This window comes from Micromonospora sp. ZG13 (genome assembly GCF_059359355.1).
Genome location: NZ_JCADBQ010000005.1, coordinates 339,461 through 360,881 on the forward strand (window position 1 = coordinate 339,461; position 21,421 = coordinate 360,881).

General features: G+C 74.0%; 20 protein-coding genes. 14 read left to right on the forward strand and 6 right to left on the reverse strand.

The annotated features are described in order from the left end of the window. Positions 1–26 precede the first annotated feature (26 nt). Positions 27–1,025, forward strand: a complete 999-nt coding sequence (locus AC5L34_RS14330) for an aldo/keto reductase family protein (RefSeq protein ID WP_088999150.1) — start codon at positions 27–29, stop codon at positions 1,023–1,025. 55 nt (positions 1,026–1,080) lie between these two features. On the opposite strand, the gene AC5L34_RS14335 is transcribed toward AC5L34_RS14330, so the two are convergent. After that, positions 1,081–1,878, reverse strand: a complete 798-nt coding sequence (locus AC5L34_RS14335; protein WP_494825264.1) for a site-2 protease family protein — start codon at positions 1,876–1,878, stop codon at positions 1,081–1,083. Next, on the reverse strand, positions 1,878–2,078 hold the full coding sequence (locus AC5L34_RS14340) for a hypothetical protein (RefSeq protein ID WP_088999148.1): 201 nt from the start codon (positions 2,076–2,078) through the stop codon (positions 1,878–1,880). Before AC5L34_RS14340 ends, AC5L34_RS14335 begins: the two co-directional genes overlap by 1 nt. A 200-nt stretch (positions 2,079–2,278) precedes the next feature. On the opposite strand from AC5L34_RS14340, the gene AC5L34_RS14345 reads away from it, so the two are divergent. The 5 genes from AC5L34_RS14345 to AC5L34_RS14365 all read left to right on the forward strand — a co-directional run bounded on the left by AC5L34_RS14345 (position 2,279) and on the right by AC5L34_RS14365 (position 8,687). After that, entirely contained in the window at positions 2,279–2,479 is a 201-nt protein-coding gene (locus AC5L34_RS14345) for a hypothetical protein (protein ID WP_494825266.1), read from the forward strand. A gap of 37 nt (positions 2,480–2,516) precedes the next feature. Beyond that, a complete protein-coding gene (locus AC5L34_RS14350) occupies positions 2,517–4,517 on the forward strand; it encodes a serine/threonine-protein kinase (protein ID WP_494825268.1) in 2,001 nt (666 codons plus the stop codon). A gap of 98 nt (positions 4,518–4,615) precedes the next feature. Further along, positions 4,616–6,562: a bifunctional adenosylcobinamide kinase/adenosylcobinamide-phosphate guanylyltransferase gene (locus tag AC5L34_RS14355; protein WP_494825270.1), complete on the forward strand. Its 1,947-nt coding sequence runs from the start codon at positions 4,616–4,618 to the stop codon at positions 6,560–6,562. Next, complete coding sequence (cobS, locus tag AC5L34_RS14360) at positions 6,552–7,325, forward strand: adenosylcobinamide-GDP ribazoletransferase (protein ID WP_494825272.1); 774 nt, start codon at positions 6,552–6,554, stop codon at positions 7,323–7,325. Before AC5L34_RS14355 ends, cobS begins: the two co-directional genes overlap by 11 nt. 66 nt (positions 7,326–7,391) lie before the next feature. Further along, positions 7,392–8,687, forward strand: a complete 1,296-nt coding sequence (locus AC5L34_RS14365; RefSeq protein ID WP_494825274.1) for a DUF2314 domain-containing protein — start codon at positions 7,392–7,394, stop codon at positions 8,685–8,687. A gap of 22 nt (positions 8,688–8,709) precedes the next feature. Here the strand turns inward: AC5L34_RS14365 and gcvT are convergent, their stop codons facing one another. Beyond that, positions 8,710–9,834 (reverse strand): glycine cleavage system aminomethyltransferase GcvT, encoded by a 1,125-nt coding sequence (gcvT, locus tag AC5L34_RS14370; protein ID WP_494825276.1) that lies wholly within the window; start codon positions 9,832–9,834, stop codon positions 8,710–8,712. Between the two features lie 161 nt (positions 9,835–9,995). Between gcvT and AC5L34_RS14375 the strand changes: the two genes are divergently transcribed. Continuing rightward, on the forward strand, positions 9,996–11,567 hold the full coding sequence (locus AC5L34_RS14375) for a leucyl aminopeptidase (RefSeq protein ID WP_494825278.1): 1,572 nt from the start codon (positions 9,996–9,998) through the stop codon (positions 11,565–11,567). 74 nt (positions 11,568–11,641) lie between these two features. Here AC5L34_RS14375 and AC5L34_RS14380 read toward each other — a convergent pair whose 3' ends face one another. After that, positions 11,642–11,971 (reverse strand): hypothetical protein, encoded by a 330-nt coding sequence (locus tag AC5L34_RS14380; protein WP_101412058.1) that lies wholly within the window; start codon positions 11,969–11,971, stop codon positions 11,642–11,644. Between the two features lie 141 nt (positions 11,972–12,112). Between AC5L34_RS14380 and lpdA the strand changes: the two genes are divergently transcribed. The 7 genes from lpdA (at position 12,113) to AC5L34_RS14415 (ending at position 19,400) form a co-directional block, all read left to right on the forward strand. Then, positions 12,113–13,543 carry a dihydrolipoyl dehydrogenase gene (gene lpdA / locus AC5L34_RS14385; protein WP_441174923.1) on the forward strand — a complete coding sequence of 477 codons (1,431 nt, stop codon included), beginning with the start codon at positions 12,113–12,115 and terminating at the stop codon, positions 13,541–13,543. A 66-nt stretch (positions 13,544–13,609) separates the two neighbouring features. Then, positions 13,610–15,445, forward strand: a complete 1,836-nt coding sequence (gene sucB / locus AC5L34_RS14390) for a 2-oxoglutarate dehydrogenase, E2 component, dihydrolipoamide succinyltransferase (RefSeq protein ID WP_494825280.1) — start codon at positions 13,610–13,612, stop codon at positions 15,443–15,445. Positions 15,446–15,743: 298 nt separating this feature from the next. Next, positions 15,744–17,075 carry a low temperature requirement protein A gene (locus AC5L34_RS14395; RefSeq protein WP_441174925.1) on the forward strand — a complete coding sequence of 444 codons (1,332 nt, stop codon included), beginning with the start codon at positions 15,744–15,746 and terminating at the stop codon, positions 17,073–17,075. Between the two features lie 73 nt (positions 17,076–17,148). Further along, positions 17,149–17,418: a type II toxin-antitoxin system Phd/YefM family antitoxin gene (locus tag AC5L34_RS14400; RefSeq protein WP_366641959.1), complete on the forward strand. Its 270-nt coding sequence runs from the start codon at positions 17,149–17,151 to the stop codon at positions 17,416–17,418. Further along, complete coding sequence (locus AC5L34_RS14405; protein ID WP_441174926.1) at positions 17,408–17,824, forward strand: type II toxin-antitoxin system VapC family toxin; 417 nt, start codon at positions 17,408–17,410, stop codon at positions 17,822–17,824. Before AC5L34_RS14400 ends, AC5L34_RS14405 begins: the two co-directional genes overlap by 11 nt. A gap of 108 nt (positions 17,825–17,932) precedes the next feature. Continuing rightward, complete coding sequence (locus tag AC5L34_RS14410; RefSeq protein WP_494825282.1) at positions 17,933–18,415, forward strand: hemerythrin domain-containing protein; 483 nt, start codon at positions 17,933–17,935, stop codon at positions 18,413–18,415. A gap of 67 nt (positions 18,416–18,482) precedes the next feature. Further along, a complete protein-coding gene (locus AC5L34_RS14415; RefSeq protein WP_441174928.1) occupies positions 18,483–19,400 on the forward strand; it encodes an LLM class flavin-dependent oxidoreductase in 918 nt (305 codons plus the stop codon). A 19-nt stretch (positions 19,401–19,419) separates the two neighbouring features. Here AC5L34_RS14415 and AC5L34_RS14420 read toward each other — a convergent pair whose 3' ends face one another. Together AC5L34_RS14420 and AC5L34_RS14425 are read right to left on the reverse strand one after the other, a co-directional pair. Then, positions 19,420–20,103, reverse strand: coding sequence for an RloB family protein (locus tag AC5L34_RS14420; protein ID WP_494825284.1), 684 nt, complete (start codon positions 20,101–20,103; stop codon positions 19,420–19,422). Next, positions 20,103–21,359 carry an AAA family ATPase gene (locus AC5L34_RS14425; RefSeq protein ID WP_494825286.1) on the reverse strand — a complete coding sequence of 419 codons (1,257 nt, stop codon included), beginning with the start codon at positions 21,357–21,359 and terminating at the stop codon, positions 20,103–20,105. The genes AC5L34_RS14420 and AC5L34_RS14425 overlap by 1 nt, the downstream gene beginning before the upstream one ends. Positions 21,360–21,421: the final 62 nt, after the last annotated feature.

Genomic DNA, 21,421 nt, shown 5'->3' on the forward strand with positions numbered 1-21,421 from the left:
TGATCCGAACGGGCTAGGGTCGACTCATGGAATTCCGTCACCTGGGCCGTTCCGGCCTGATGGTCAGCGAGATCTCGTACGGCAACTGGATCACCCACGGCTCGCAGGTCGAGGAGGACGCGGCGTTCGCCTGCGTCCGGGCCGCCCTGGACGCCGGCATCACCACCTTCGACACGGCCGACGTGTACGCGGGCACCCGCGCCGAGGACGTGCTGGGCCGCGCGCTGGAGGGCGAGCGGCGCGAGGGGCTGGAGATCTTCACCAAGGTGTACTGGCCCACGGGGCCGGGCCGCAACGACCGGGGCCTGTCCCGCAAGCACATCATGGAGTCGATCAACGGCTCGCTGCGCCGGCTGCGCACCGACTACGTGGACCTCTACCAGGCCCACCGGTACGACTACAGCACGCCGCTGGAGGAGACGATGGAGGCGTTCGCCGACGTCGTGCACTCCGGCAAGGCGCACTACATCGGCGTCTCCGAGTGGAAGGCGTCGGAGATCCGCGCGGCCCACCAGCTCGCCCGTGAGCTGCGCATCCCGCTGGTCTCCAACCAGCCGCAGTACTCGATGCTCTGGCGGGTCATCGAGTCCGAGGTCGTACCCACGAGCGAGGAGCTGGGCGTCGGGCAGATCGTCTGGTCGCCGATCGCGCAGGGCGTGCTCTCGGGCAAGTACCTGCCGGGCCAGCCGCCGCCGGCCGGCTCCCGGGCCACCGACGAGAAGTCGGGCGCGGGCTTCATCTCCCGGTTCATGACCGACGACGTCCTGACCCGGGTGCAGCGGCTCAAGCCGCTGGCCGAGCAGGCCGGGCTGAGCATGGCGCAGCTCGCCGTCGCCTGGGTGCTGCAGAACCCGAACGTCTCCTCGGCGATCATCGGCGCCTCCCGCCCGGAGCAGGTGCACGACAACGTCAAGGCGGCCGGCGTCAGGCTCGACGCCGAACTGCTCAAGGCGATCGACGAGATCCTCGACCCGATCGTCGAGCGCGACCCGGCCCGCACGGAGTCTCCCGCCGAGCGCCCGTGACGCGTCCCGGCCCGGCCACCCCCGCCGAGGCGGCCGGCCGGGCCGGACAACGCCCTCAGCCCTGCCAGAAGCGGATCAGGTCCAGACCGAGGGCGTAGAGCCACGGGGGCAGGCCGAGGAAGTCGCCCACGGCGAAGACCGCGTCGAAGAACCAGCGGTTGATCCGGGGGTTCCACAGCAGCGCGAACAGCAGGATGAAGCCGAACGGGGCGAACAGGTCGTACATCCTGCGCCACTGCGGGTTCAACCACGGCTCGATCATGTTGCCGCCGTCCAGGCCGGGCACCGGCAGCAGGTTGAGCATGCTCGCGGTGAGTTGGAGGAACGCCAGCAGCGCCACCGCCGCCCAGAACTCGACGGGCCCGCCGCCGGGCGCCCCGAGGCGTACGGTGAGCACCAGGACCAGCGTGAACAACACGTTCGTGGCGGGGCCGGCGAGGCTGACCAGCGTGTGCCGCAGGCGCCCCGGAATGGCGTGCCGGTCCACCCACACCGCCCCGCCGGGCAGGCCGATGCCGCCGAGCAGCACGACCGCCACCGGCAGCGCGATCGACAGCAGCGGGTGGCTGTACTTCAGCGGGTTGAGCGTCAGGTAGCCCCGGTGGGCGACGCTGCGGTCGCCGGCCCGGAACGCCACGACGGCGTGGGCGTACTCGTGCAGGCACAGCGAGACCAGCCAGCCGGACACGACGAAGAGGAACACGTCGAGCCGGACGTTGCCGAACCTGTTCCAGGTGAGCACCCCGCTGGTCACGAAGAGCGCGACCAGGGCGAGGAAGACCGGGCTGGGCCGCAGCGCCGCCCGGGGCACGCCGAGCACCAGTGGCTCGCCCCCCGGGCGGTCGCCGGCCATCACTCCGCCGGAGGCAGCAGGCTCATGCGGTAGTCCACCCTGTCGTCCTCGACGAGCGCGACCGAGGTGACGCCGGACGCCGCGAGCTCCCGCCAGGCCTGACCGATCCAGGATTCGGCGTCCGCCTGGCTGCTGAACGACTCCGCCGGCCCCTCGACCGCCTCGCCGTTCGCGCCCTCGTACCGCCAGCTCCACGCCATGCCGCGTCTCCCCTCGCCGCTGATGTCCCGTGGGACGAACCCCCGCAAGCGTAGTCGTCCGCGCACGGGGCGGCCCGACATCCGTCCGGCGGGCGGGCAGCCGCCCCGGTGCCGCAGGGTTTTCCGGCTTCTGTCCGGGTATGGGCCACCTGACGCGCGACGGGCGGTCGTGGACCGCCGGCGGCCCGGAGGAGGCGACGATGGACGAACCGCTGCACGACAAGGACACCGAGACGCTGCGGAGCATGGCGGTACGCGGCGGCATCGTGGGGGCGGCGCACATGGAACGGGAGGACCTGCTGGACGCCCTCGTCGCCCGGCCCGGCGAGGGCGCCTGGCAGGAGGATCCGAAGCCGGCGGCGGTCAACCCCAACGACTTCCGCTACCAGGCCCCCCGGTAGGGGCCGCCCCGTCCGACCCGGCCGGTACGGTGTCGCGGTGCTTACTCGGGGAGTGGTGCTCAGCGACCGGTACCGGTTGGACGACCGGGTGGCGACCGGCGGCATGGGCGCGGTCTGGCGGTGCACGGACGTCATGCTGGAACGTACGGTGGCGGTGAAGGTGCTGCTGCCGGCGCTGAGCGCGGATCCCGAGTTCACGACCCGGTTCCGGGCGGAGGCGCGGATGCTGGCGGCGCTGCGTCACCCGGGCGTGGTCGCCGTGCACGACGTCGGCCGGGCCGTCCTCGCCGACGGCAGCCAGGTCGACTACCTGGTGATGGAATACGTCGACGGCCAGCCGTTGGGTTCCTGGCTGCGCCGGGCGGGGCGGCTCGACCCGGCGTCGACCATGTCGGTGGTGGCGCAGGCCGCCGAGGCGTTGCACACGGCCCACGTCGCCGGCATCGTGCACCGGGACGTCAAACCGGGCAACCTGCTCGTGAAAACCGACGGCCGGGCGGTGCTGGTCGACTTCGGCATCGCCCGCTCGGGCACCTCGGCGGGCATCACCGCCGCCAACGTGATGCTGGGCACCGCCTCGTACATGTCGCCGGAGCAGGCCGCGAACCAGCCGGTCTCCCCGGCGACGGACGTCTACGCGCTCGGCGCGGTGGCGTACTTCTGCCTGACCGGCCAGCCGCCGTTCGACGGTGACAACCCGCTCCAGGTGGCCCTGCGGCACCTTCAGGAGGAGCCGCCGCCGCTGCCACCCGGCATCCCCCCGGCGGTGGCCGCGCTGGTGCAGCGGGCGATGGCGAAACGCCCGGGCGACCGGTTCGGCGACGCGGCGGCGATGGCCGACGCCGCGGCCGAGGCCCGCGACGCGACCCTGGCCGTGGTCCCGACGTCCGCCCGCCCGCCGTGGGCCGTCGCCGGCCCGACCTCGGCGGCGCCCGCCGCCGCGGGGTCGGCGCCGCGCGACGCCACCCCACCGGCGGGCCCCGCCACGTCGCCGCCCCCCGCCGGCCCCGCACGGCCGCCCGCCCCCGCCGGCCCCGCGCTGTCGCCTGCCCCCGCCGGGCCGCTCGCACCGCCGGATCCGTGGGCGCCGCTGCCGCCCGTCCCCGCCCGGCCGCACCCGGTCGCCGGCACCTCCGGCAGTACGCCGCCCGCGCCGGCCGGGCAGCGCCCGTTCCCGCACACCGGAGCGGCGGTCCCGCCCCCGTCCGCCGCCGTGTCGCCCGTCCCTGCCGCAGCACCGCCCGCAGGCGGCCCGCCCGACCGCCCGGGACCGGACACCGGCAGCGGCACCTGGGCTTCGGCCCCGCCCACCCGGGAGGATCCGGTCGCGCCACCGCCGTCACGGCGGCGCCGGGCCGCGCTGCTCGGCTCGACGGCCGTCGGGTCCGTGGTGCTGGTCGGGGTGGCGGTGCTCGCGCTGGTCCCCGACGACGGCCCGGCCGGCGGGGACGTGCCGGCGGCGCTGACCGGCGGATCCGCGCCGGCGGGCTCGCCCGGCGCGGCGGCCGACGACGGGACGGGCCGGCTCCGCGTCGAGCCCACGTCGGACGCCACCCGCCCGACGGGTCCAACGGCGTCCGGCCGGCCGTCGGCGTCCCCGTCCCAGCCCGTCCCGGTCCCGACGGCGGGCGGCGGTGAGCCGACCCCCACCGCCTCCGGTCGGCCGGGTGCCGAACCGACGGCCGGCCGACCGGCGAGGCCGAACCCGTACACGCCGGTCGAGGCGTGCGGCAGCGGCTACCAGGTGATCGACTCGGCCGCCCTGACCGCCTCGGGCACCCGGCAGGGTCGGGTCTACCTGCTCTACCACGCCGGCTCCGGCAACAACTGCGTGGTCACGATGAAGGAGACCGCGGTGGGCACGGCGACGACCGCCTCGGCGTGGCTGGAGGTGCGCGGCCGGGCACGCAGCACCGACAGCGGGTCGTTCTCCTACTACGCCGGGCCGGTACGGGCGAAGGCCGCCGGGGTCTGCGTGAAGTGGGGCGGCGCCACCGGCGGGGCCAGCTACGGCAGCGGGTTCGAGCACTGCGGCTGAGCGCGCCCTGCCCGACGACGACCGGCGGCTCGGGGCCGGGGCGGAGCGCAACGCACCTCCGGGGGGCCGCGCCCGGGTGCTGGCTCTAAAGTACGGGCATGTCCGTTGACGGGTGGAACACGGTCCTGGTGCTCGGCGGTATCCGGTCCGGAAAGTCCGAGTTCGCCGAGTCCCTGGTCGCCGACGCGCCGACGGTCCGCTACGTGGCCACGGCCGCCGACGCGCCCGCCGACGACGCGGAGTGGGCGGCCCGGCTGGCGGCGCACCGCGAGCGCCGACCGGAGACCTGGACCACCGAGGAGACCGCGGCCGACCCGCGCCGCCTCGCGGACGTGCTCGCCGCCGCCGGGCCGAACGAGACGCTGCTCGTCGACGACCTCGGCGGCTGGGTGACCGTGCTGCTCGACCCGGCCCACCAGCCGGCGGACGACACCGCCACCATCGCCGAGCTGGCTGCGGCGGTGCGCTCCTGCGCGGCCCGGCTGGTGCTGGTCAGCCCGGAGGTCGGGCTCTCCCTGGTGCCCACCACCCCGCTCGGGCGGGCCTTCACCGACGCGCTGGGCGCGGCCAACCGGGCGGTCGCCGACGCCTGCGACGCGGTCGTCCTCGTGGTCGCCGGCCAGGCCGCCTGGCTCAAGCCGGGCGCCCCGCACCCAGCCACCGTCCCCGTGCAGGCCGGACCCGCGCAGGCCGGGCCCGCGCAGGCCGGCGCGGCGGGCGTTCCCGGCGGCGTTGGCGGGTCGGTGGCAGCGTCGGAGCCCTCCCCGGACGTGTTCACCCCCACGCCGCCGGCCGCCCCGGACGCGGTGCACGGTGCCGAGCCGACCGGCACCGCCTGGGCCGCCCCGACCATGGCACTGCCGATGGTCGCCACGGGCCTGGTCATCCAGCCCGGCATGGAACTGCCCATGCCCGACGAGTACACCGGCCCGCAGGCGATCGAGCGGCTCGCCACCCTGGACGTGCCCGGGTCGGGGCTGGGCGTGCTGGAGCGGGCGGTCGGGTTCGCCGCCGCCACCCAGGGCACCGCCACCCCGGCCCCGTGGGGCGCGGTGCGGGTGCTGCTGCTGCACGGCGACCACCTCGGTGGCGCCGCCGCCGGCACCGTCGAGGGCGAGTCGGCGCGCCGCGCCCGGCAGGCCCGCGCCGGGCAGGGGGCGCTGGCCCGGCTCGCCGCCGAGAGCGGCGCCGAACTCCAGGTGGTGGAGGCACCGTCGTCCGCACCGATGGAGGCCGAGCCGACGTTGACCGGCGAGCAGGTCGAGGTCGCCCTGCGCTACGGCTGGCGGCTCGCAGAGGAGGCCGCCGACGCGGGCGTACGGCTGCTGGTGCTCGGTGCGTGCGGCGCCGGCACCGAGGCCGCGGCGGCGGCGGTGCTGGTGGCGACGGCGGGCGCGGAGGCGCCCGCGGTGCTCCCGCGGGTGCTCACCGACTCGGGCGAGATCGACGACGCGGCCTGGATGACGCGGTGCGCGGCGGTGCGTGACGCCCTGCACCGGACCCGGAACTCGCCGCGCAGCGCCAAGGACGTGCTGGCCGAGCTGGGCGGTGGGGACGTCGCCGTGGCCACCGGCGTCCTGCTGGGCGCCACCGCCCGTCGGCTGCCGGTCATGCTCGACGGGCCGGTCGGGGTGGCCGCCGCCATGGTCACCCGCGACCTCGCCGGACAGGCCCGGCACTGGTGCCTGCTGGCCGACCACGGTGGGCACCCCGCCGTGCGGCTCGGCGCCGACGTGCTCGGCCTGACGCCGCTGCTCGACCTGCGGCTCGACCTGGGCGAGGGCGCGAACGCGCTGGCCGCGCTACCGCTGCTGCGCTCGGTGCTGGCGCTGGCCGCCGCGCTGCCGGCCCACCCGTCGCTCGACGGCGGACCGGAGACGGCCCCCGACACCGACGAGCCCGACTTCCGCGAGCCGGAACCGGCCGGGCCCGGACCGACCAGCACCGAGCCCGACTTCCGCGAGCCGGAGCCCGCCGGCCCCGGCCCCACCAGCACCGGGCCGGAGTCGCAACCGGTGGACCCGTCCGGCCGGCGTGCCGGCTGAGTCGCGGCTCGCCGACGGGGCGCGGCTGGCGCTGACCACCTTCACCACCCTGCCGGTACGGGCCGGTCGCATCGACCGGGCGGTGGCGGGGACGGCGATGGCGCTCGCCCCGGCGGTCGGCGCGCTGCTCGGCGTCGTGCTCGCCGGAATCCTGCTCCTGCCCGGTGCGCTCGCGCCCCCGCTGGTCGCGGCGGCGGTGACCGTCGGCGCCGGGGCGCTGCTCACCCGGGGGCTGCACCTGGACGGGCTGGCCGACACCGTGGACGCGCTGGGGTCGTACCGGCGCGGAGCGGCCGCGCTGGAGATCATGAAGAAGCCGGACGTGGGCCCGTTCGGGGTGGTCGCGCTGGTGGTCGTACTCATGGTGCAGACGGCGGCCCTCGCGGAGCTGGCCGGACGGTCGTGGCCGGCGGCGCTCGCGGCCGTGGTCGCGGCGAGCGCCGCCGGCCGGCTCGGGGTGGCGGTGGCCTGCCGGCGCGGGGTGCCGGCCGCCCGCCCGGAGGGGCTCGGCGCCCTCGTCGCGGGCACCGTCGGGCCGGTCGCCCTGGCCGCCGGGGCGGTCGCCGTCGCGCTGCCGGCGCTCGCGGCCGTGCCGGGCCGCCCGTGGCAGGGGCCGCTCGCCGTCGCCGCCGCCCTCGCCGTCGCGGTGGGGCTGCTGCGCCACGTGGTACGCCGACTCGGCGGCGTCACCGGCGACGTGCTCGGCGCCACCGTGGAGGTGGTCACCACGCTGGTCTACCTGGGAGTGGTGCTGTCCGGCTGAACGGGGCACACCGCGCCGGGTAGCGTTCTCCCACGACAGCACCGGCGCGGCCAACCGGGGGACGACATGCTCATCACGGACGACTTCCTGCCCGTACCGGTTCCGGAGTCGCTGAGCGCGACCTACCTGGTGCCGATGACGGGGCTGCCGAAGGTGAGCGCGAAGACCGCCGTGGCGCGGCTGAGCGGCCGGCTGGCCGAGCCCGTGCACGGGCTGGCGCGGCAGATGCTCGACAGCCCGCTGATGAGCGTGGACACCCGGCCGATCGGCGAGTTCCCCGAGCTGCCGCCCGATCTGCTCACCGCGTTCGGCGCCACCGAGGAACAACTGGCCCGGCTGGCCGCCGCGAGCCACCTGGTCGTGGTGCAGGCCGAGTACCGGCCCGGCTGGCCGCCGGCCCACGAGTGGGCGGCCCGGGCGGTGGCCGCCGCCGTCGCCGAGTCCGTCGACGGCGACGTGGTGGACGTGTTCGGCCTCCAGTTCCTCGACCCGGCGACGGCGCTGCGCTCGCTGCCGGACGCACAGGGGCGGATCCGGCTGGTCGACTGGGTGCTGGTGCCCTACTCCTCCGACGCCGAGGGGCTCTGGTTCACCACGAAGGGGCTGCGCCGCTTCGGGCTGCTGGAGTTGCAGACCCAGGGCGTACCGGACCACCTGACCCGGGCCTGGGGGGCGGTGATGACCGGCGCCGCCCGGCGGCTGCTGCGGGACTGGACCGACGGGCTCTCCGGCGAGGAGGTGCCGGCGTTCGTGCAGCTGCCGGTGCTGGCCACGGTGACCGGGCACGACATCGCGGTGGCGTACGGCAATCCGGAGCAGCACGGGGCGACGGCGCCGGTGCTGCTGCGGCTGGAGCTGGATCCGGCCACCGATCCCGACGCCGACTCGTTCCTCAGCCTGCGCCCGCCCGCCGGGCATCCGGGGCCGGACGGCCGCTACTACGCCGCCGCCTGCGCCACCCTCTTCGCCGGCATCCAGCCGGACGTGCGCTACGCCCGGGCGGGCGACGCGATGAGCAGGGCGGTCGCCACCGCCCGCGCCGGGCTGGGCGACATCCGGGCCCGGTTCCTCGCCGGCCAACTGCCCCCGGAGACGCAGCTCGTGGTCAAGTACGGCCTGCCCGGCGACGACGGCCCCGAGTACGTCTGGGCGGGGGTGACCTCGTGGGACAGTCCGGAGCGGATCGTGGCCGCCAGCGCGTGCGACGCCAACACCGACCCGACCGTGCGCATCGGCTCACCCGTCGTCGTGGAGGCCACCGACGTCGTCGACTGGGCCGTGCTCGACGGCACCGGCGTCATCGAGGGCGGCTGGACGCAGGCCGTCCTGGACGCCGGCGAACGCCCCCGCCCCCCGGTCTGAACCGGGGGGCCGGGGCGGGGGGTCAGCGGACCGAGGGGGTGACGAACGGGGGGCGGGTGACGCGCATCTGGGCGCGGCGGCCGCGGATGTCGACCTCGACCAGGTCGCCGTCGGCGAGCTTCGCGGCGGTGTCCAGCAGCGCCAGGGCGATGCCCTGCTTCTTCGTGGGCGAGAACGTGCCGCTGGTGATCGTGCCGACCCGCGCGTCGCCGACGTGCACCGTCATGCCGGGGCGCGGGATGGCCCGGTCGACCGCCTCCAGGCCCCGCAGCGTACGCCCCGGGCCGGCGGCCCTCTCCGCGAGCAGCGCGTCGCGACCCCAGAAGGCCGGCTTGTCCCAGCCGACCGCCCAGCCGGAGCGGGCCTGCACCGGGGTGATCTCCGGCGACAGGTCCTGGCCGTGCAGCGGGTACCCCATCTCGGTGCGCAGGGTGTCCCGGGCGGCCAGCCCGCAGGCGCGCAGCTCGGGGTCGGCCGCGAACAGCGCGTCCCAGACCGCGACCACGTCGGCCGCCGGCACCACCAGCTCGTAGCCCAGCTCGCCGGTGTAGCCGGTGCGGCACACCGTCAGCTCCACCCCGTTGAGCGTCGCGGTGGAGAAGCTCATGTAGTCGTGCCCGGTCGGCAGGCCCAGCGCGTCGAGCAGCTCGACGGAGCGCGGGCCCTGCACGGCGAGGACGGCGTACGCCTCGTGCTCGTCGGTGACCGTGACCGACGGCGGCGCGGCGGCGCGCAGCCGGCGCACCACCTCGGCGGTGTTAGCGGCGTTCGGGATGAGGAAGACGTGGTCGTCGCCGTGCAGGTAGGCGATGATGTCGTCCACCACGCCGCCGGTGGCGTCGTCGCAGCAGAGCGTGTACTGCGCCCGGCCCGGCCCGACGCGGCCCAGGTCGTTGCTGAGGCAGGCGTTGACGAACTCCGCGGCGCCCGGCCCGGTCACCCGCGCCTTGCCCAGGTGGGAGACGTCGAAGACGCCCACCCCGCTGCGCACCGAGGTGTGCTCCTTCAGCACCCCGCCCCCGGCGTACTCCAGCGGCATCTCCCAGCCCCCGAACGGGGCGAACTTGGCACCGAGAGCGGTGTGCCGCTCGTGCAGCGGAGAACGGCGCAGCCGGGTCGCGGCGGCGTCGGAGGTCACGTCGGTCATGGGTGGGAACTTACCGGGAGCTGGACGGCTGGTTAGCATCGGCGGGACCCGTCGGAGCAGTCGGCGGGACAGCCCCGACCTCCGACGGGTACGTTCCGCCGGAGACCTCCATCGCCGGTACGCGACGACGCGACCGGCCCGGCCCGCCCGGAGTAGCTTCAGTGACATCGCCCAGCACCACCCTGAGCCTGGTCGACACCGACCCCGCCGAGCTCGCCGTCGACGCGATCGTGATCGGCGTGCACAGTCAGACCGCAGAGCAGGCCACCACCGTCGGCCTGGCCGGGACCCTGCTGCTGGCCAGCGGCGCGGAGAGCATCGCCGCCGCCTTCGACGGCAAGCTGACCGAGACGCTGGCCCTGCTCGGCGCGACCGGTGGCCCCGGCGAGGTGATCAAGCTGGCCACGCTGGGCACCGTGACCGCCCCGGTGGTCGTCGCCGTCGGTCTCGGCCCGGAGCCGACCGGCGCCGCGCCGGCCCCGGAGACCCTGCGCCGGGCCGCCGGAGCGGCCGTACGGGCCCTCGCGGGCGCGCCCCGGGTGGCCCTCGCGCTGCCGCTGCCCGACGACGCCGACGCCCCGGCGGCGCTGCGCGCGGTGGCGGAGGGGGCGATGCTCGGCGGCTACCGCTTCGCCGGCTACAAGACCCGGCCCCAGCCGGCCCGGCGCGAGCCGGTCGCCGAGGTGCTCGTCGCCGTGCCGGACGCCGGGGACGCCGGCGCCCAGGCCGAGATCGCCCGCGCCCAGGTGGTCGGCGGCGCGGTCCGGCGCAGCCGGGACTGGGTCAACACCGCCCCGAACGAGCTGCGCCCGCCGTCGTTCGCCGACTCGGTGGCGGACGCCGCCCGGGAGGCCGGCCTGACGGTCGAGGTGCTCGACGAGGCGGCCCTGGCCGCCGGCGGCTACGGCGGCATCATCGCCGTCGGGCAGGGCTCGGAGGCCCCGCCGCGGCTGGTGAAGCTGAGCTACACCCCGGCCGGCGGCGGCAACGGCAAGCGGGTGGCGCTGGTCGGCAAGGGCATCACCTTCGACACCGGCGGCATCTCGATCAAGCCCGCGCAGGGCATGTGGGAGATGAAGTCCGACATGGGTGGCGCCGCCGCGGTGGCCGCGACCATGCTGGCGATCGCCGCGCTCAAGCCGTCGGTGGCCGTGACGGCGTACCTGCCGATGGCGGAGAACATGCCGTCCGGGCGCTCGTACCGGCCGGGTGACGTGATCAGCATGTACAACGGCAAGAAGGTGGAGGTGCTCAACACCGATGCCGAGGGCCGGATGATCCTGGCCGACGCGATGGCGCGGGCCTGCGAGGACGGCTGCGACTACCTCTTCGAGACGTCCACCCTCACCGGCGGGCAGGTGGTCGCGCTGGGCAAGCGGATCGCCGGCGTTATGGGCACCCCCGAGCTGTGCGAGCGGGTCCGCACCGCCGGCGACGCGGTCGGCGAGCCGGCCTGGCCGATGCCGTTGCCGGACGACGTGCGCAAGGGCATGGACTCCGACGTGGCCGACATCTCCCAGGTCAACGCGGGCATGGACCGGGCCGGTCACATGCTCCAGGGCGGGGTCTTCCTGCGCGAGTTCGTCACCGCCGACGTCGCCTGGGCCCACATCGACATCGCCGGCCCGAGCTACCACTCGGGCGAGCCGACCGGCTACTGGACCAAGGGCGGCACGGGCGTGCCGGTCCGCACGCTGGTCCAGCTGGTGGAGGACGTCGCCGCCAACGGCTGACGTACGCGACGGAGGGCCCCTCGTTCGACGAGGGGCCCTCCTCGCGTTTCACCCGGCCGGGCGCGGACGCCGGCTCAGAACAGCTCGGGGCGGCGCTTGCGGCGCTCGTTGTAGTCGCGCATCCGCTGCGGGTAGCCCATCAGCCGCACGTCGTAGACCGGGATGCCCATCCGGTACGCGAAGCGGCGGGCGCCGTCGGGCCCGTCGATGCGACGGCGGGTCCACTCGCCGTCGTCGGCGATCAGCATGACCGTTGTCTCGGTGACGGTGGTCCGCGGCTCGATGTAGGCCTCGACCCCGCGCCGGCTGCGTACGAAGCCCTCGAGGTGTTCCAGGTCGCCGCGGTCGGCGGCCCGGTCGAGGCTGACCGCCCGCGTCTTCTTGCGTCGCCGGAACAGTCCCACCGAGCGTCTCCCCCTCTGGTCCGTGATCGAAGCCAGTGCCAAGCGTACGTGTCACGGACGTGTCGTTGGGCACCTCAGTACGCGGGCGGCGGGCGGTGGTGACAAGATGACCGAGGTGGGGTGTGCCCGTGTTACCCCGCCGTGACCCCCCGAAGCAGTGACGCGACCTGGGAGTTGGACGTGAGCGAGCCGAACGACGCAACCTTCGACATCGTCATCCTCGGAGGTGGCAGCGGCGGCTACGCGACCGCCCTGCGCGCCGTCCAGCTGGGCCTGAAGGTCGCGCTGGTCGAGAAGGGCAAGCTCGGCGGCACCTGCCTGCACAACGGCTGCATCCCCACCAAGGCGCTGCTGCACGCGGCCGAGATCGCCGACCAGACCCGCGAGTCGGAGCAGTTCGGCGTGAAGGCCGAACTGGTCGGCATCGACATGGCGGGGGTCAACGCGTACAAGGACGGCGTGATCTCCCGGCTCTACAAGGGCCTTCAGGGCATGCTCAAGGGCAACAAGGCGATCACCATCGTCGAGGGCCACGGCAAGCTGGTCGGCAAGAACGTCGTCGAGGTCGACGGCAAGCGCTACACCGGCCGCAACGTCGTGCTGGCCTCCGGTTCGTACGCCAAGAGCCTGCCCGGCCTGGAGGTCGACGGCGAGCGGGTCATCACCAGCGACCACGCCCTCACCCTCGACCGGGTCCCCGCCTCGGCGATCGTGCTCGGCGGCGGCGTGATCGGCGTCGAGTTCGCCAGCGTGTGGAAGTCCTTCGGGGTGGACGTCACGATCGTCGAGGCGCTCCCCCGGCTCGTCGCGGCCGAGGACGAGGAGTCCTCGAAGGCGCTGGAGCGGGCGTTCCGTAAGCGGAAGATCAACTTCAAGGTCGGCAAGCCGTTCGAGAAGGTCGAGAAGACCGACAAGGGCGTCAAGGTCACCATCGCCGGCGGTGACACCGTCGAGGCCGAGCTGCTGCTGGTCGCGGTCGGCCGCGGCCCGAACACCGCCGACCTCGGCTACGAGGAGCAGGGCGTCAAGATGGACCGCGGCTACGTGCTGACCGACGAGCGGCTGCGCACCAGCGTGCCGAACGTCTACGCCGTCGGCGACATCGTGCCCGGTCTCCAGCTCGCCCACCGGGGCTTCCAGCAGGGCATCTTCGTCGCCGAGGAGATCGCCGGCCAGAACCCGGCCGTCATCGACGAGGTCGGCATCCCGCGGGTCACCTACTCCGACCCGGAGCTGGCGTCGGTCGGCCTGACCGAGGCGAAGGCCAAGGAGCAGTACGGCGCCGACAAGGTCAAGACCTACAACTACAACCTGGGCGGCAACGGCAAGAGCCAGATCCTCAAGACGGCGGGCTTCGTCAAGCTCGTCCGGGTGGAGGACGGCCCCGTGGTCGGCGTACACATGGTCGGCGCCCGGGTCGGCGAGATGGTCGGCGAGGCGCAGCTCATCTACAACTGGGAGGCGTACCCGGCCGAGGTGGCGCAGCTCGTGCACGCCCACCCGACGCAGAACGAGGCCCTGGGCGAGGCGCACCTGGCGCTCGCCGGCAAGCCGCTGCACGCACACGCCTGATCACGACAACCGCGGCGTCCGGCGACGGGCGATGATCCCACCAGGGGAATGAAGGAGTCTTTGAAGATGCCGGTATCGGTCACCATGCCCCGGCTCGGTGAGAGCGTCACCGAGGGCACCGTCACGCGCTGGCTCAAGCAGGAGGGCGACACCGTCGAGGTCGACGAGCCCCTGCTCGAGGTGTCGACCGACAAGGTCGACACCGAGATCCCGTCCCCGGCGGCGGGCGTGCTGAGCCGGATCGTGGTCGGCGAGGACGAGACCGCCGAGGTCGGCAGCGAGCTGGCCGTGATCGCGGGCGAGGGCGAGTCCACCGGCGGCGGCGAGGCCGCCGGGCAGCAGGAGGAGCCGGCCGAGCAGGCCGCCGAGGCCGCCGAGGAGCCGCAGGCCGAGGCGGAGGAGCCGGCCGTCGAGGAGCCGGCGCAGGAGCAGGCCGCCCCGGCGCCGTCGGGCGAGGGCACCCCGGTCAAGATGCCGGCCCTCGGCGAGAGCGTCACCGAGGGCACCGTCACCCGCTGGCTCAAGCAGGTCGGCGACACCGTCGAGGTGGACGAGCCCCTGCTGGAGGTCTCCACCGACAAGGTCGACACCGAGATCCCGTCGCCGGTGGCCGGCACGGTCCTGGAGATCAAGGTCGCCGAGGACGAGACCGCCGCCGTCGGCGCCGACCTGGCCGTGATCGGTGCCGCCGGCGCCGCCCCGGCCGAGGCGAAGCCGGAGCCGAAGGCCGAGCCCAAGGCGGAGCCGAAGCCCGAGGCCAAGCCGGAGCCGAAGCCTGAGCCGAAGGCCGAGGCCAAGCCGGAGCCCAAGGTCGAGGAGCCGACCCCGGGCATGTCGTACAACGAGCCGTCGGCGGAGGCCGAGACCTCGGCGCGGCCCGCGCAGGCCGAGCAGAAGGCCATGCCCTCGGCCCCGCAGACGCAGCGCCCGTCGGCGCCCGCCCCGAGTGGCGGCGAGGAGGCTGCCGGCTACGTGACCCCGCTGGTGCGCAAGTTGGCCGGCGAGCACGGCGTCGACCTCTCCTCGGTCAACGGCACGGGTGTCGGCGGGCGGATCCGCAAGCAGGACGTGCTGGAGGCGGCGGAGAAGGCGAAGGCGGCCAAGGCCGCGCCGGCCCCGGCGCAGCAGCCCGCCGCGGCGGCCCCGGCCAAGCCGGCCGCCAAGCCGCAGCCGAGCGCCAAGCGCGGCACCACCGAGAAGCTCCCCCGGATCCGGGCGACGATCGCCAAGCGGATGCAGCAGTCGCTGCACGAGATGGCGCAGCTGACCACCGTGGTCGAGGTGGACGTCACCAAGGTCGCCAAGCTGCGGGCGCGGGCCAAGGAGTCGTTCCAGCAGCGGCACGGCGTGAAGCTGTCGTTCCTGCCGTTCTTCGCCCTCGCGGCGGTCGAGGCGCTCCAGGCGTACCCGATCGTCAACGCCAGCATGGACCTCGACGCCGGCACGATCACCTACCCGGAGTCGGAGCACCTCGGCATCGCCGTGGACACCGAGCGGGGTCTGATGGTGCCGGTGATCCACGGTGCCGGTGACCTCAACCTGGGCGGCATCGCCAAGCGCATCGCCGACCTGGCCGAGCGCACCCGGACCAACAAGATCAGCCCGGACGAGATCGCCGGGGCGACCTTCACGCTGACCAACACCGGCAGCCGGGGCGCCCTCTTCGACACCCCGATCGTGCCGTCGCCGCAGTCGGCGATGCTCGGCACGGGTGCCGTGGTCAAGCGTCCGGTCGTGGTCAACGACCCGGAGCTGGGCGAGGTCGTCGCCGTCCGGTCGATGGTCTACCTGGCCCTGTCGTACGACCACCGGCTGATCGACGGCGCGGACGCCGCCCGTTTCCTGGTGGCGGTCAAGGAGCGGCTGGAGGCCGGCAACTTCGAGGCCGAGCTCGGCCTGTAGTTCCCGCCTGGACCACACGACGGGCGCCCCGGTCACCGACCGGGGCGCCCGTCGCCGTTCCGGCGGCCCGCCCGGCCCCACCGGTCCGCCACCCCGACCGGCCTGCCCGGCCTCACCGGCCCGCCACCGCCGGCCCGGTAGGCCCACCGCCCGACCGGTCCGGCCGCGCCGTCCCGCCCACCGCCCGACCGGTCCGGCCGCGCCGTCCCGCCCGCCCCGTCCACCGCGGCCCCGGGGCCCTCGGCGGGCTCACGCGATTCCGGCCCGGTGGTGACAGGGCGCTGCCAGAGTGGATGGGGTGGGCGGCATCCGATGGCGCGGGCGGCTGGGACCGGCCGTCTCGATCGCTCCCGGCGCCCGCGTCGACCGGTTCGAGATCTTCTTCGACCTGGTCTTCGTCTTCTCGTTCTTCATCATCACCCGGGCCACCGCCGCCCACATCTCCGGCTGGCAGCTCGCACACGCCATGCTCGTGCTCGCCGTGCTGTGGTGGTGCTGGGTGGTGCACTGTGTGGTCGCCACCCGCGTAAGGCTCGGCGAGGGCTTCGTCCCGGTGCTGATGGTCGTCGGCATGGCGGCGCTGTTCTGCTTCGCGCTGTCGCTCCCCCAGGCCTTCAGCGACGCGACCGACGTGGCCGCCGGCCCGATGGTGGTCGCGCTGAGCTACGTGGTGATCCGGGGCGTGCACCTGTCGCTGTACTGGCACGTCGCGCGGGAGAGGCCCGGGGAGCGCCGGCTGTTGCTGAAGTACTCCCCGGAGATGGCGGTCAGCACCCTGCTGCTCATGGCCGCCGCGCTGATCCCGCCGCAGATCGACGACCCGGGGCGGGCGGCGCTGCTGCGCGACGGGCTCTGGGTCAGCGTCGTCCTGCTCCAGTACGGCATGGGCCTGGTCGCGGGCGCCTGGGGCTGGACGGTGACGTCCGCCGAGCACTGGACCGAGCGGTACGACCTCATCCTGATCATCGCCCTGGGCGAGTCCGTCATCTCCGTCGGCGTCGGCAGCAACCTGCTCGGCCAACCTCCGACGTGGCCGGCGGTCGCCGCGGCGGTGCTCGGCATCTTCTTCACGGCCGCGCTCTGGTGGGCGCACTACGACGTGATCGCACCGGCCGCCCGGATCGCCCTGCACGCGGCCGAGGGCCGGCCCCGGGTCTCGATGGCCCGCGACGCGTACGCCTACCTCCACCTGCCGATGATCGCCGGGATCATCCTGTTCGCCCTCGGCGCCGAGGAGATCGTGCACCAGGTCGCCGACCCCGAGGTGCCGGTCGCGGACCCCGCGCACGGCCCCGGCGTCCTGCTGCTGTTCGGCGGGGTCGCCTGCTACCTGTGCGCGAACATGCTGTTCCAGTGGCGCACCCTGCGCACCGTCTCGTGGACCAGGGTCGGTGCCGTGCTCCTGTTGGCCGCCACCGTTCCCGTCGGCCAACGGCTGCCGGGGTTGGCCGCCCTCACCCTGCTCACCGCGATCTGCGTCGGTCTGGTGGCCGTCGAGGCGGTGGTCATGGCGGACTCCCGGCGTGCCCTGCGCGAGATGGTCTTCGAGGAGAAGACCACCCACGAGGCGCACGAGGCCGCCTGGCGCGCCCGCTGGCGCGAGCCCACCCCGGACGAGCCGTCGACCTGACAGTTGGGCACCGGAGCACACCCTCCTCGGCAGGTGCGTAGCACTTCGTAGCACCCTGAACTAGGATCGTGTCGTGGCAGAGCACGCTCACCGGGAGATAACACAGCGGGAACTGCGCAACGACTCGGGCGCGATCATGCGGCACGTCGAGTCCGGCGAGTCCTTCGTCATCACCCGCAACGGCACCCCCGTCGGGAAGCTCATCCCGCTGCGGCGGCGCACGTTCGTCCCCCGGGCGGAGGTGCTCGCCGCCTTCGCGACGGCCCCCGTACTCGACGGCGAGAGGTTCCGCGCGGACATCGATTCATCGGTCGAGCAGGACCCGTTCAGCCGTGAGTGGTGAGGCACCGGTCCGTGGCCTGATCGACACGAACGTCGTGATCCATCTCGGCGCCCTCGGCCCGGAGGACCTGCCCGAGCAGATGGTGATCAGCGCCGTGACGCTCGCGGAGCTCTCCGCCGGCCCGCACCACACCGACGACCGCGCCGAGCGGGCCCGGCGGACCAGCGTCCTCCAGCACGCCGAGGCCGTGTTCGAGCCGCTGCCCTTCGACGCCGAGGCGGCGCGGGCCTTCGGCCTGGTCGCCAGTGCGGTCCTGGCCACGGGACGCACCACCCGCCGCCGGCTGGCGGACCTGATGATCGCCTCCATCGCGTACGCGAACGGGCTGTCGCTCTACACCACCAATCCGGCCGACTTCGTCGGGCTGGAGGAGTTGGTCTCCGTCCGGCCGGTCCGTCGCCCCTGACCGGGCACGTGTCGCCGTGCCTGCTGTCGTAGGCTGGGCGCAGCGTCGCGGTGCACCCGGCAAGGAGACCGCCGAGGGCATGGAGGCGCGGGACAGCATGGGACACACATGCCCCCCATCACGCCGCACGAGCGCCTGAGGGCCTTCGGCAACCAACTGGTCGAGATCCACCTCTGGCTCCGCGAGGAGCTGGCCCGCCTGCGCGAGGGGGTGGACGACCCCGGCGTACGGCCGAGGGACCTGCGGGCCCACTGCCTGGCCTTCTGCGCGGCACTGACCCGGCACCACACCGGCGAGGACGCCGGGGCGTTCCGGGTGCTGGGCGAGCAGGTGCCCGAGCTGGCCCCGGTGCTGCGCGAGCTGGAGGCCGACCACCACATCGTGGCGGACGCCCTGCGCCGGGTCGAGGAACTGGTCGGTGGGGCCGCGCCGCCCGACGAGGTGCGGGCCGAGCTGGACACTCTCGCCGCGCTGCTCGAGACACACTTCCTCTACGAGGAGAAGAAGCTCGTGCGCGCGCTCAACGGGCTGACCGAGGGCAGCACCGAGAGCCTCCTCGGGGTGCCCCTCCCGCCGCCGCAGGACGGGTAGGTCTGCCGGTAGCAGAATCGCCCCCGTCGGGCTTGGTCGGTCGGGCCGTGCCCGGCAGGGTGGGCCCATGGCGACCTTCACCCTCCAGGCGACCCCGTCCGACGGCCCGAGCTGGCTGGAGCTGGCCCGGCGGACCGAGGCGGCCGGCTTCGACGCCCTGTCCACCGCCGACCATCCCGGGGCCGCCGCGTCCCCGTTCGTCGCTTTGGCCGCCGCCGCGGCGGTGACCGAGCGGATCGGCCTGGGATCGTACGTCTCGAACGCCGGCGTCCGGGAGCCGATGCTGCTCGCCTCGGACGTGGCCTCCCTCGACCTGCTCTCCGGCGGGCGGGCCCGGTTCGGCCTCGGCGCCGGCCACACCCCGGCCGAGTGGCGCGCGATCGGCCGGGAGCGCCCCGACGTCGCCGGGCGGGTGCGCCGCTGCCTGGCCGTGGCGGACGCCGTCCGAGCCCTGCTCGACGGCGAGGAGGTCAGCGTCGACTCCCCCGACCTGGTGCTTCGGGGCGCGCGGCTGGACACTCCGCGCCCGGTGCAGCGGCGGATCCCGTTCACCCTCGGCACGGCGAACTCCGCGATGCTGCGCTGGGCCGGCGCGCACGCCGACGTGGTCGGGCTGTCCGGGCTCGGCCGCACCCTGCCCGACGGCTACGCGCACACGGTGCGCTGGCGCGAGGCCGACATCGACAGGCAGCTCGACTGCGTCGCGGCCGGGGCGGCCGGGCGGGCCGAGCCGCCGGTGCTGGAGGCGCTCGTGCAGCACGTGGCCGTCACCGACGACGCCGAGGCCGCCGCCGCTCCCACGGCAGCCGACGTCGGGCTGACCGTGCCCGAGCTGCTCGCGACGCCGTTCGTGCTCATCGGCACCGAGGACGAGATCGTCGCCGCGATCGCCGGGCACCGGCGCCGCTGGGGCGTCACCCGCTTCGTCGTACGCGAGGACGCGCTCGACCCGCTCACGCCCGTGCTGGCCCGCCTCGCCGCCTGAGCGACGCACCGGCCGACTCTCAGTACGAAACGATCCCGAGATCCTCGACGAACTGCCAGACGTCGGTATATGGATCGCGCCGGCTGAGCGGGGTGCGGTCGTCGTGCTGCTCGTTGATCTGAAGGGCACGCTTCTTCGCTTCCAGGAACCCGCCCTGAATCTGGTTCAACGTGACGGCCTTTCGCTGCTGAGCGGTGGTGCCAGGAGCGAATCGGATGCGACGGGCTGCCTCCTCGCAGCTCCCACCGAACGTGGCCGTGTACGACTGCTGATGCAGCAGCCGCCACAGCTCGAAGCACGGGTGGGAGAAGGCCACCTTGACCCCCGCCTGTCGGGCACAGCGGATCGCCTGGTCGACCCCCTCGTGCTGATCCCGGTCGAAGATGCACCACACGACCGGGGCGAACTCGTCCGGCTGGCCGCCAGCCTGCCGTTTCAGTTCGGCGAGCCGCGCGATCGCCGCCTCCACCAGCTCTCTGGGCTTGCGATCCCCGCGACCGTCGCCGCTGCCGCGTCTTCCTCCATCCCGCCGCGTGTCGTTGGCGATGTGGACCTCGTTGCGCCGCACCGGCTGCATGTCCTTGACCAGGTCCACGTACTGCGGCTCGGTGAGTTCACCCTCGGTGAAGACCCACACGTCCCGCCGTCGCCGGTTCTCGCGGGACCGACGCTCGAAGGAATCCCGACCACGGGTCCTGCTCATCAGGCGGCCCCTCTGGTTGCCCGCAGCGCACGGAGTCTCCGGCCGATCTGCCCTTCGGTGAGGGCAGGCACCGCCCCGAATCGACCGGCAAGATACGACTGGGCGAGATCCTCAGCGGAACGGGGCTCCGCGTCCGCCAGCGCGAACAGCTCGCTCGCGCCGGCCTTGTCCTTCTCCACGAGCCACACCTGGCCTGAGTCGAGCAGACGCGGCTCCGCCGGCCCGCTGCCGAGGATCGTGACGTCGTGCGAAGTGAAGATCAGCTGACTGCCAAGCGTGTTGACCTCGGGGTCCTGGAACAGGCGGATGATCTCGGCGGCCAGCCTCGGGTGCAGGCTCGCATCCAACTCGTCGACGAGCAGCGCGCGTCCCTCGTCGAGCGCGATCAGCATGGGGCCGAGAAGGGCGAACCAGGAGCGGGTGCCGAACGACTCGTCCTCCCACTTCACCGGGTAGGCGTCCCCGCCCGTTCCCCCATGCCACAACCGCACTTCCTGCTGGTCAGCGGCCTCCGCAGAATTGACGACCTCTACGCGTTGGATCCCCAGGTCGGCGACGCGAAGTAGTTCCTGAATCCGCTCGCGCTTGGGTCGGCCCAGCAGTTCCTTGCGGGTGAACTCCTCGCGGACGTGCAGATTCTTGTCGGGGCTCGCCCACAGCAGGTTCCGCCTGAACCACTCGAAGATCGGGCCCAGTTGCGGATGGTTGCTTGTGCCAGCGACGGAGAGGAAGAGTGCATCGGGTCGGGTCAGCCGCACGAGCTGTGCCCGGTCCTTCAGCCGACCGCCGGGAAACTCGAACTCCTTGGTCCGGCCGACCGCCCGGTCAAACCATACTTGCCGATGCCCTCGCGGATAGGCGTGCAGCCACTCCCCTTCGACCCGCGCCGCGCCCAGTTCGAAGCCGTACGTGTAACGCACGCCGCCGTGCACGAAGTCCAGCTCGAAGAAGGAAGCCCGACCGGCCGCCTCGGGGTCGAGGCCGAACACCTCCCGCGGTACCTCGGACCGGGATGCCCAGTCGGCATAGGAACGAAGGACCGCCTGGCGCATCTCGTACAGCGCCGTCAGCAGGTTGGACTTGCCCGAGGCGTTCGCCCCGAACACGCCGATGACGGGGTAGACATCAAGGTGTTCACCGGTAGTCAGCCGGACTTCACGTGCCCAGGCCGCGTCGGCGCCATCAGGCACGACGAGCACAAGCTCCTGCTCGTCGCGGAACGATCGCACGTTGGCGACCCGAAACCTCAGCAGCATGCCGCCTCCTTCAGGCTGCCAGCGTAGCGACGCGTCTTCCCGCGACTCGGCAGCGACGCCGC

What these genes read in the sequence shown, in the direction of transcription:
- sucB (WP_494825280.1), top strand. Translation starts at nt 13,610, where the DNA reads ATGCCGGTATCGGTCACCATGCCCCGGCTCGGTGAGAGCGTCACCGAG.
- AC5L34_RS14330 (WP_088999150.1), top strand. Translation starts at nt 27, where the DNA reads ATGGAATTCCGTCACCTGGGCCGTTCCGGCCTGATGGTCAGCGAGATC.
- AC5L34_RS14355 (WP_494825270.1), top strand. Translation starts at nt 4,616, where the DNA reads ATGTCCGTTGACGGGTGGAACACGGTCCTGGTGCTCGGCGGTATCCGG.
- AC5L34_RS14340 (WP_088999148.1), bottom strand. Translation starts at nt 2,078, where the DNA reads ATGGCGTGGAGCTGGCGGTACGAGGGCGCGAACGGCGAGGCGGTCGAG.
- AC5L34_RS14345 (WP_494825266.1), top strand. Translation starts at nt 2,279, where the DNA reads ATGGACGAACCGCTGCACGACAAGGACACCGAGACGCTGCGGAGCATG.
- AC5L34_RS14335 (WP_494825264.1), bottom strand. Translation starts at nt 1,878, where the DNA reads ATGGCCGGCGACCGCCCGGGGGGCGAGCCACTGGTGCTCGGCGTGCCC.
- AC5L34_RS14365 (WP_494825274.1), top strand. Translation starts at nt 7,392, where the DNA reads ATGCTCATCACGGACGACTTCCTGCCCGTACCGGTTCCGGAGTCGCTG.
- AC5L34_RS14425 (WP_494825286.1), bottom strand. Translation starts at nt 21,359, where the DNA reads ATGCTGCTGAGGTTTCGGGTCGCCAACGTGCGATCGTTCCGCGACGAG.
- gcvT (WP_494825276.1), bottom strand. Translation starts at nt 9,834, where the DNA reads ATGACCGACGTGACCTCCGACGCCGCCGCGACCCGGCTGCGCCGTTCT.
- AC5L34_RS14420 (WP_494825284.1), bottom strand. Translation starts at nt 20,103, where the DNA reads ATGAGCAGGACCCGTGGTCGGGATTCCTTCGAGCGTCGGTCCCGCGAG.
- AC5L34_RS14415 (WP_441174928.1), top strand. Translation starts at nt 18,483, where the DNA reads ATGGCGACCTTCACCCTCCAGGCGACCCCGTCCGACGGCCCGAGCTGG.
- AC5L34_RS14410 (WP_494825282.1), top strand. Translation starts at nt 17,933, where the DNA reads ATGCCCCCCATCACGCCGCACGAGCGCCTGAGGGCCTTCGGCAACCAA.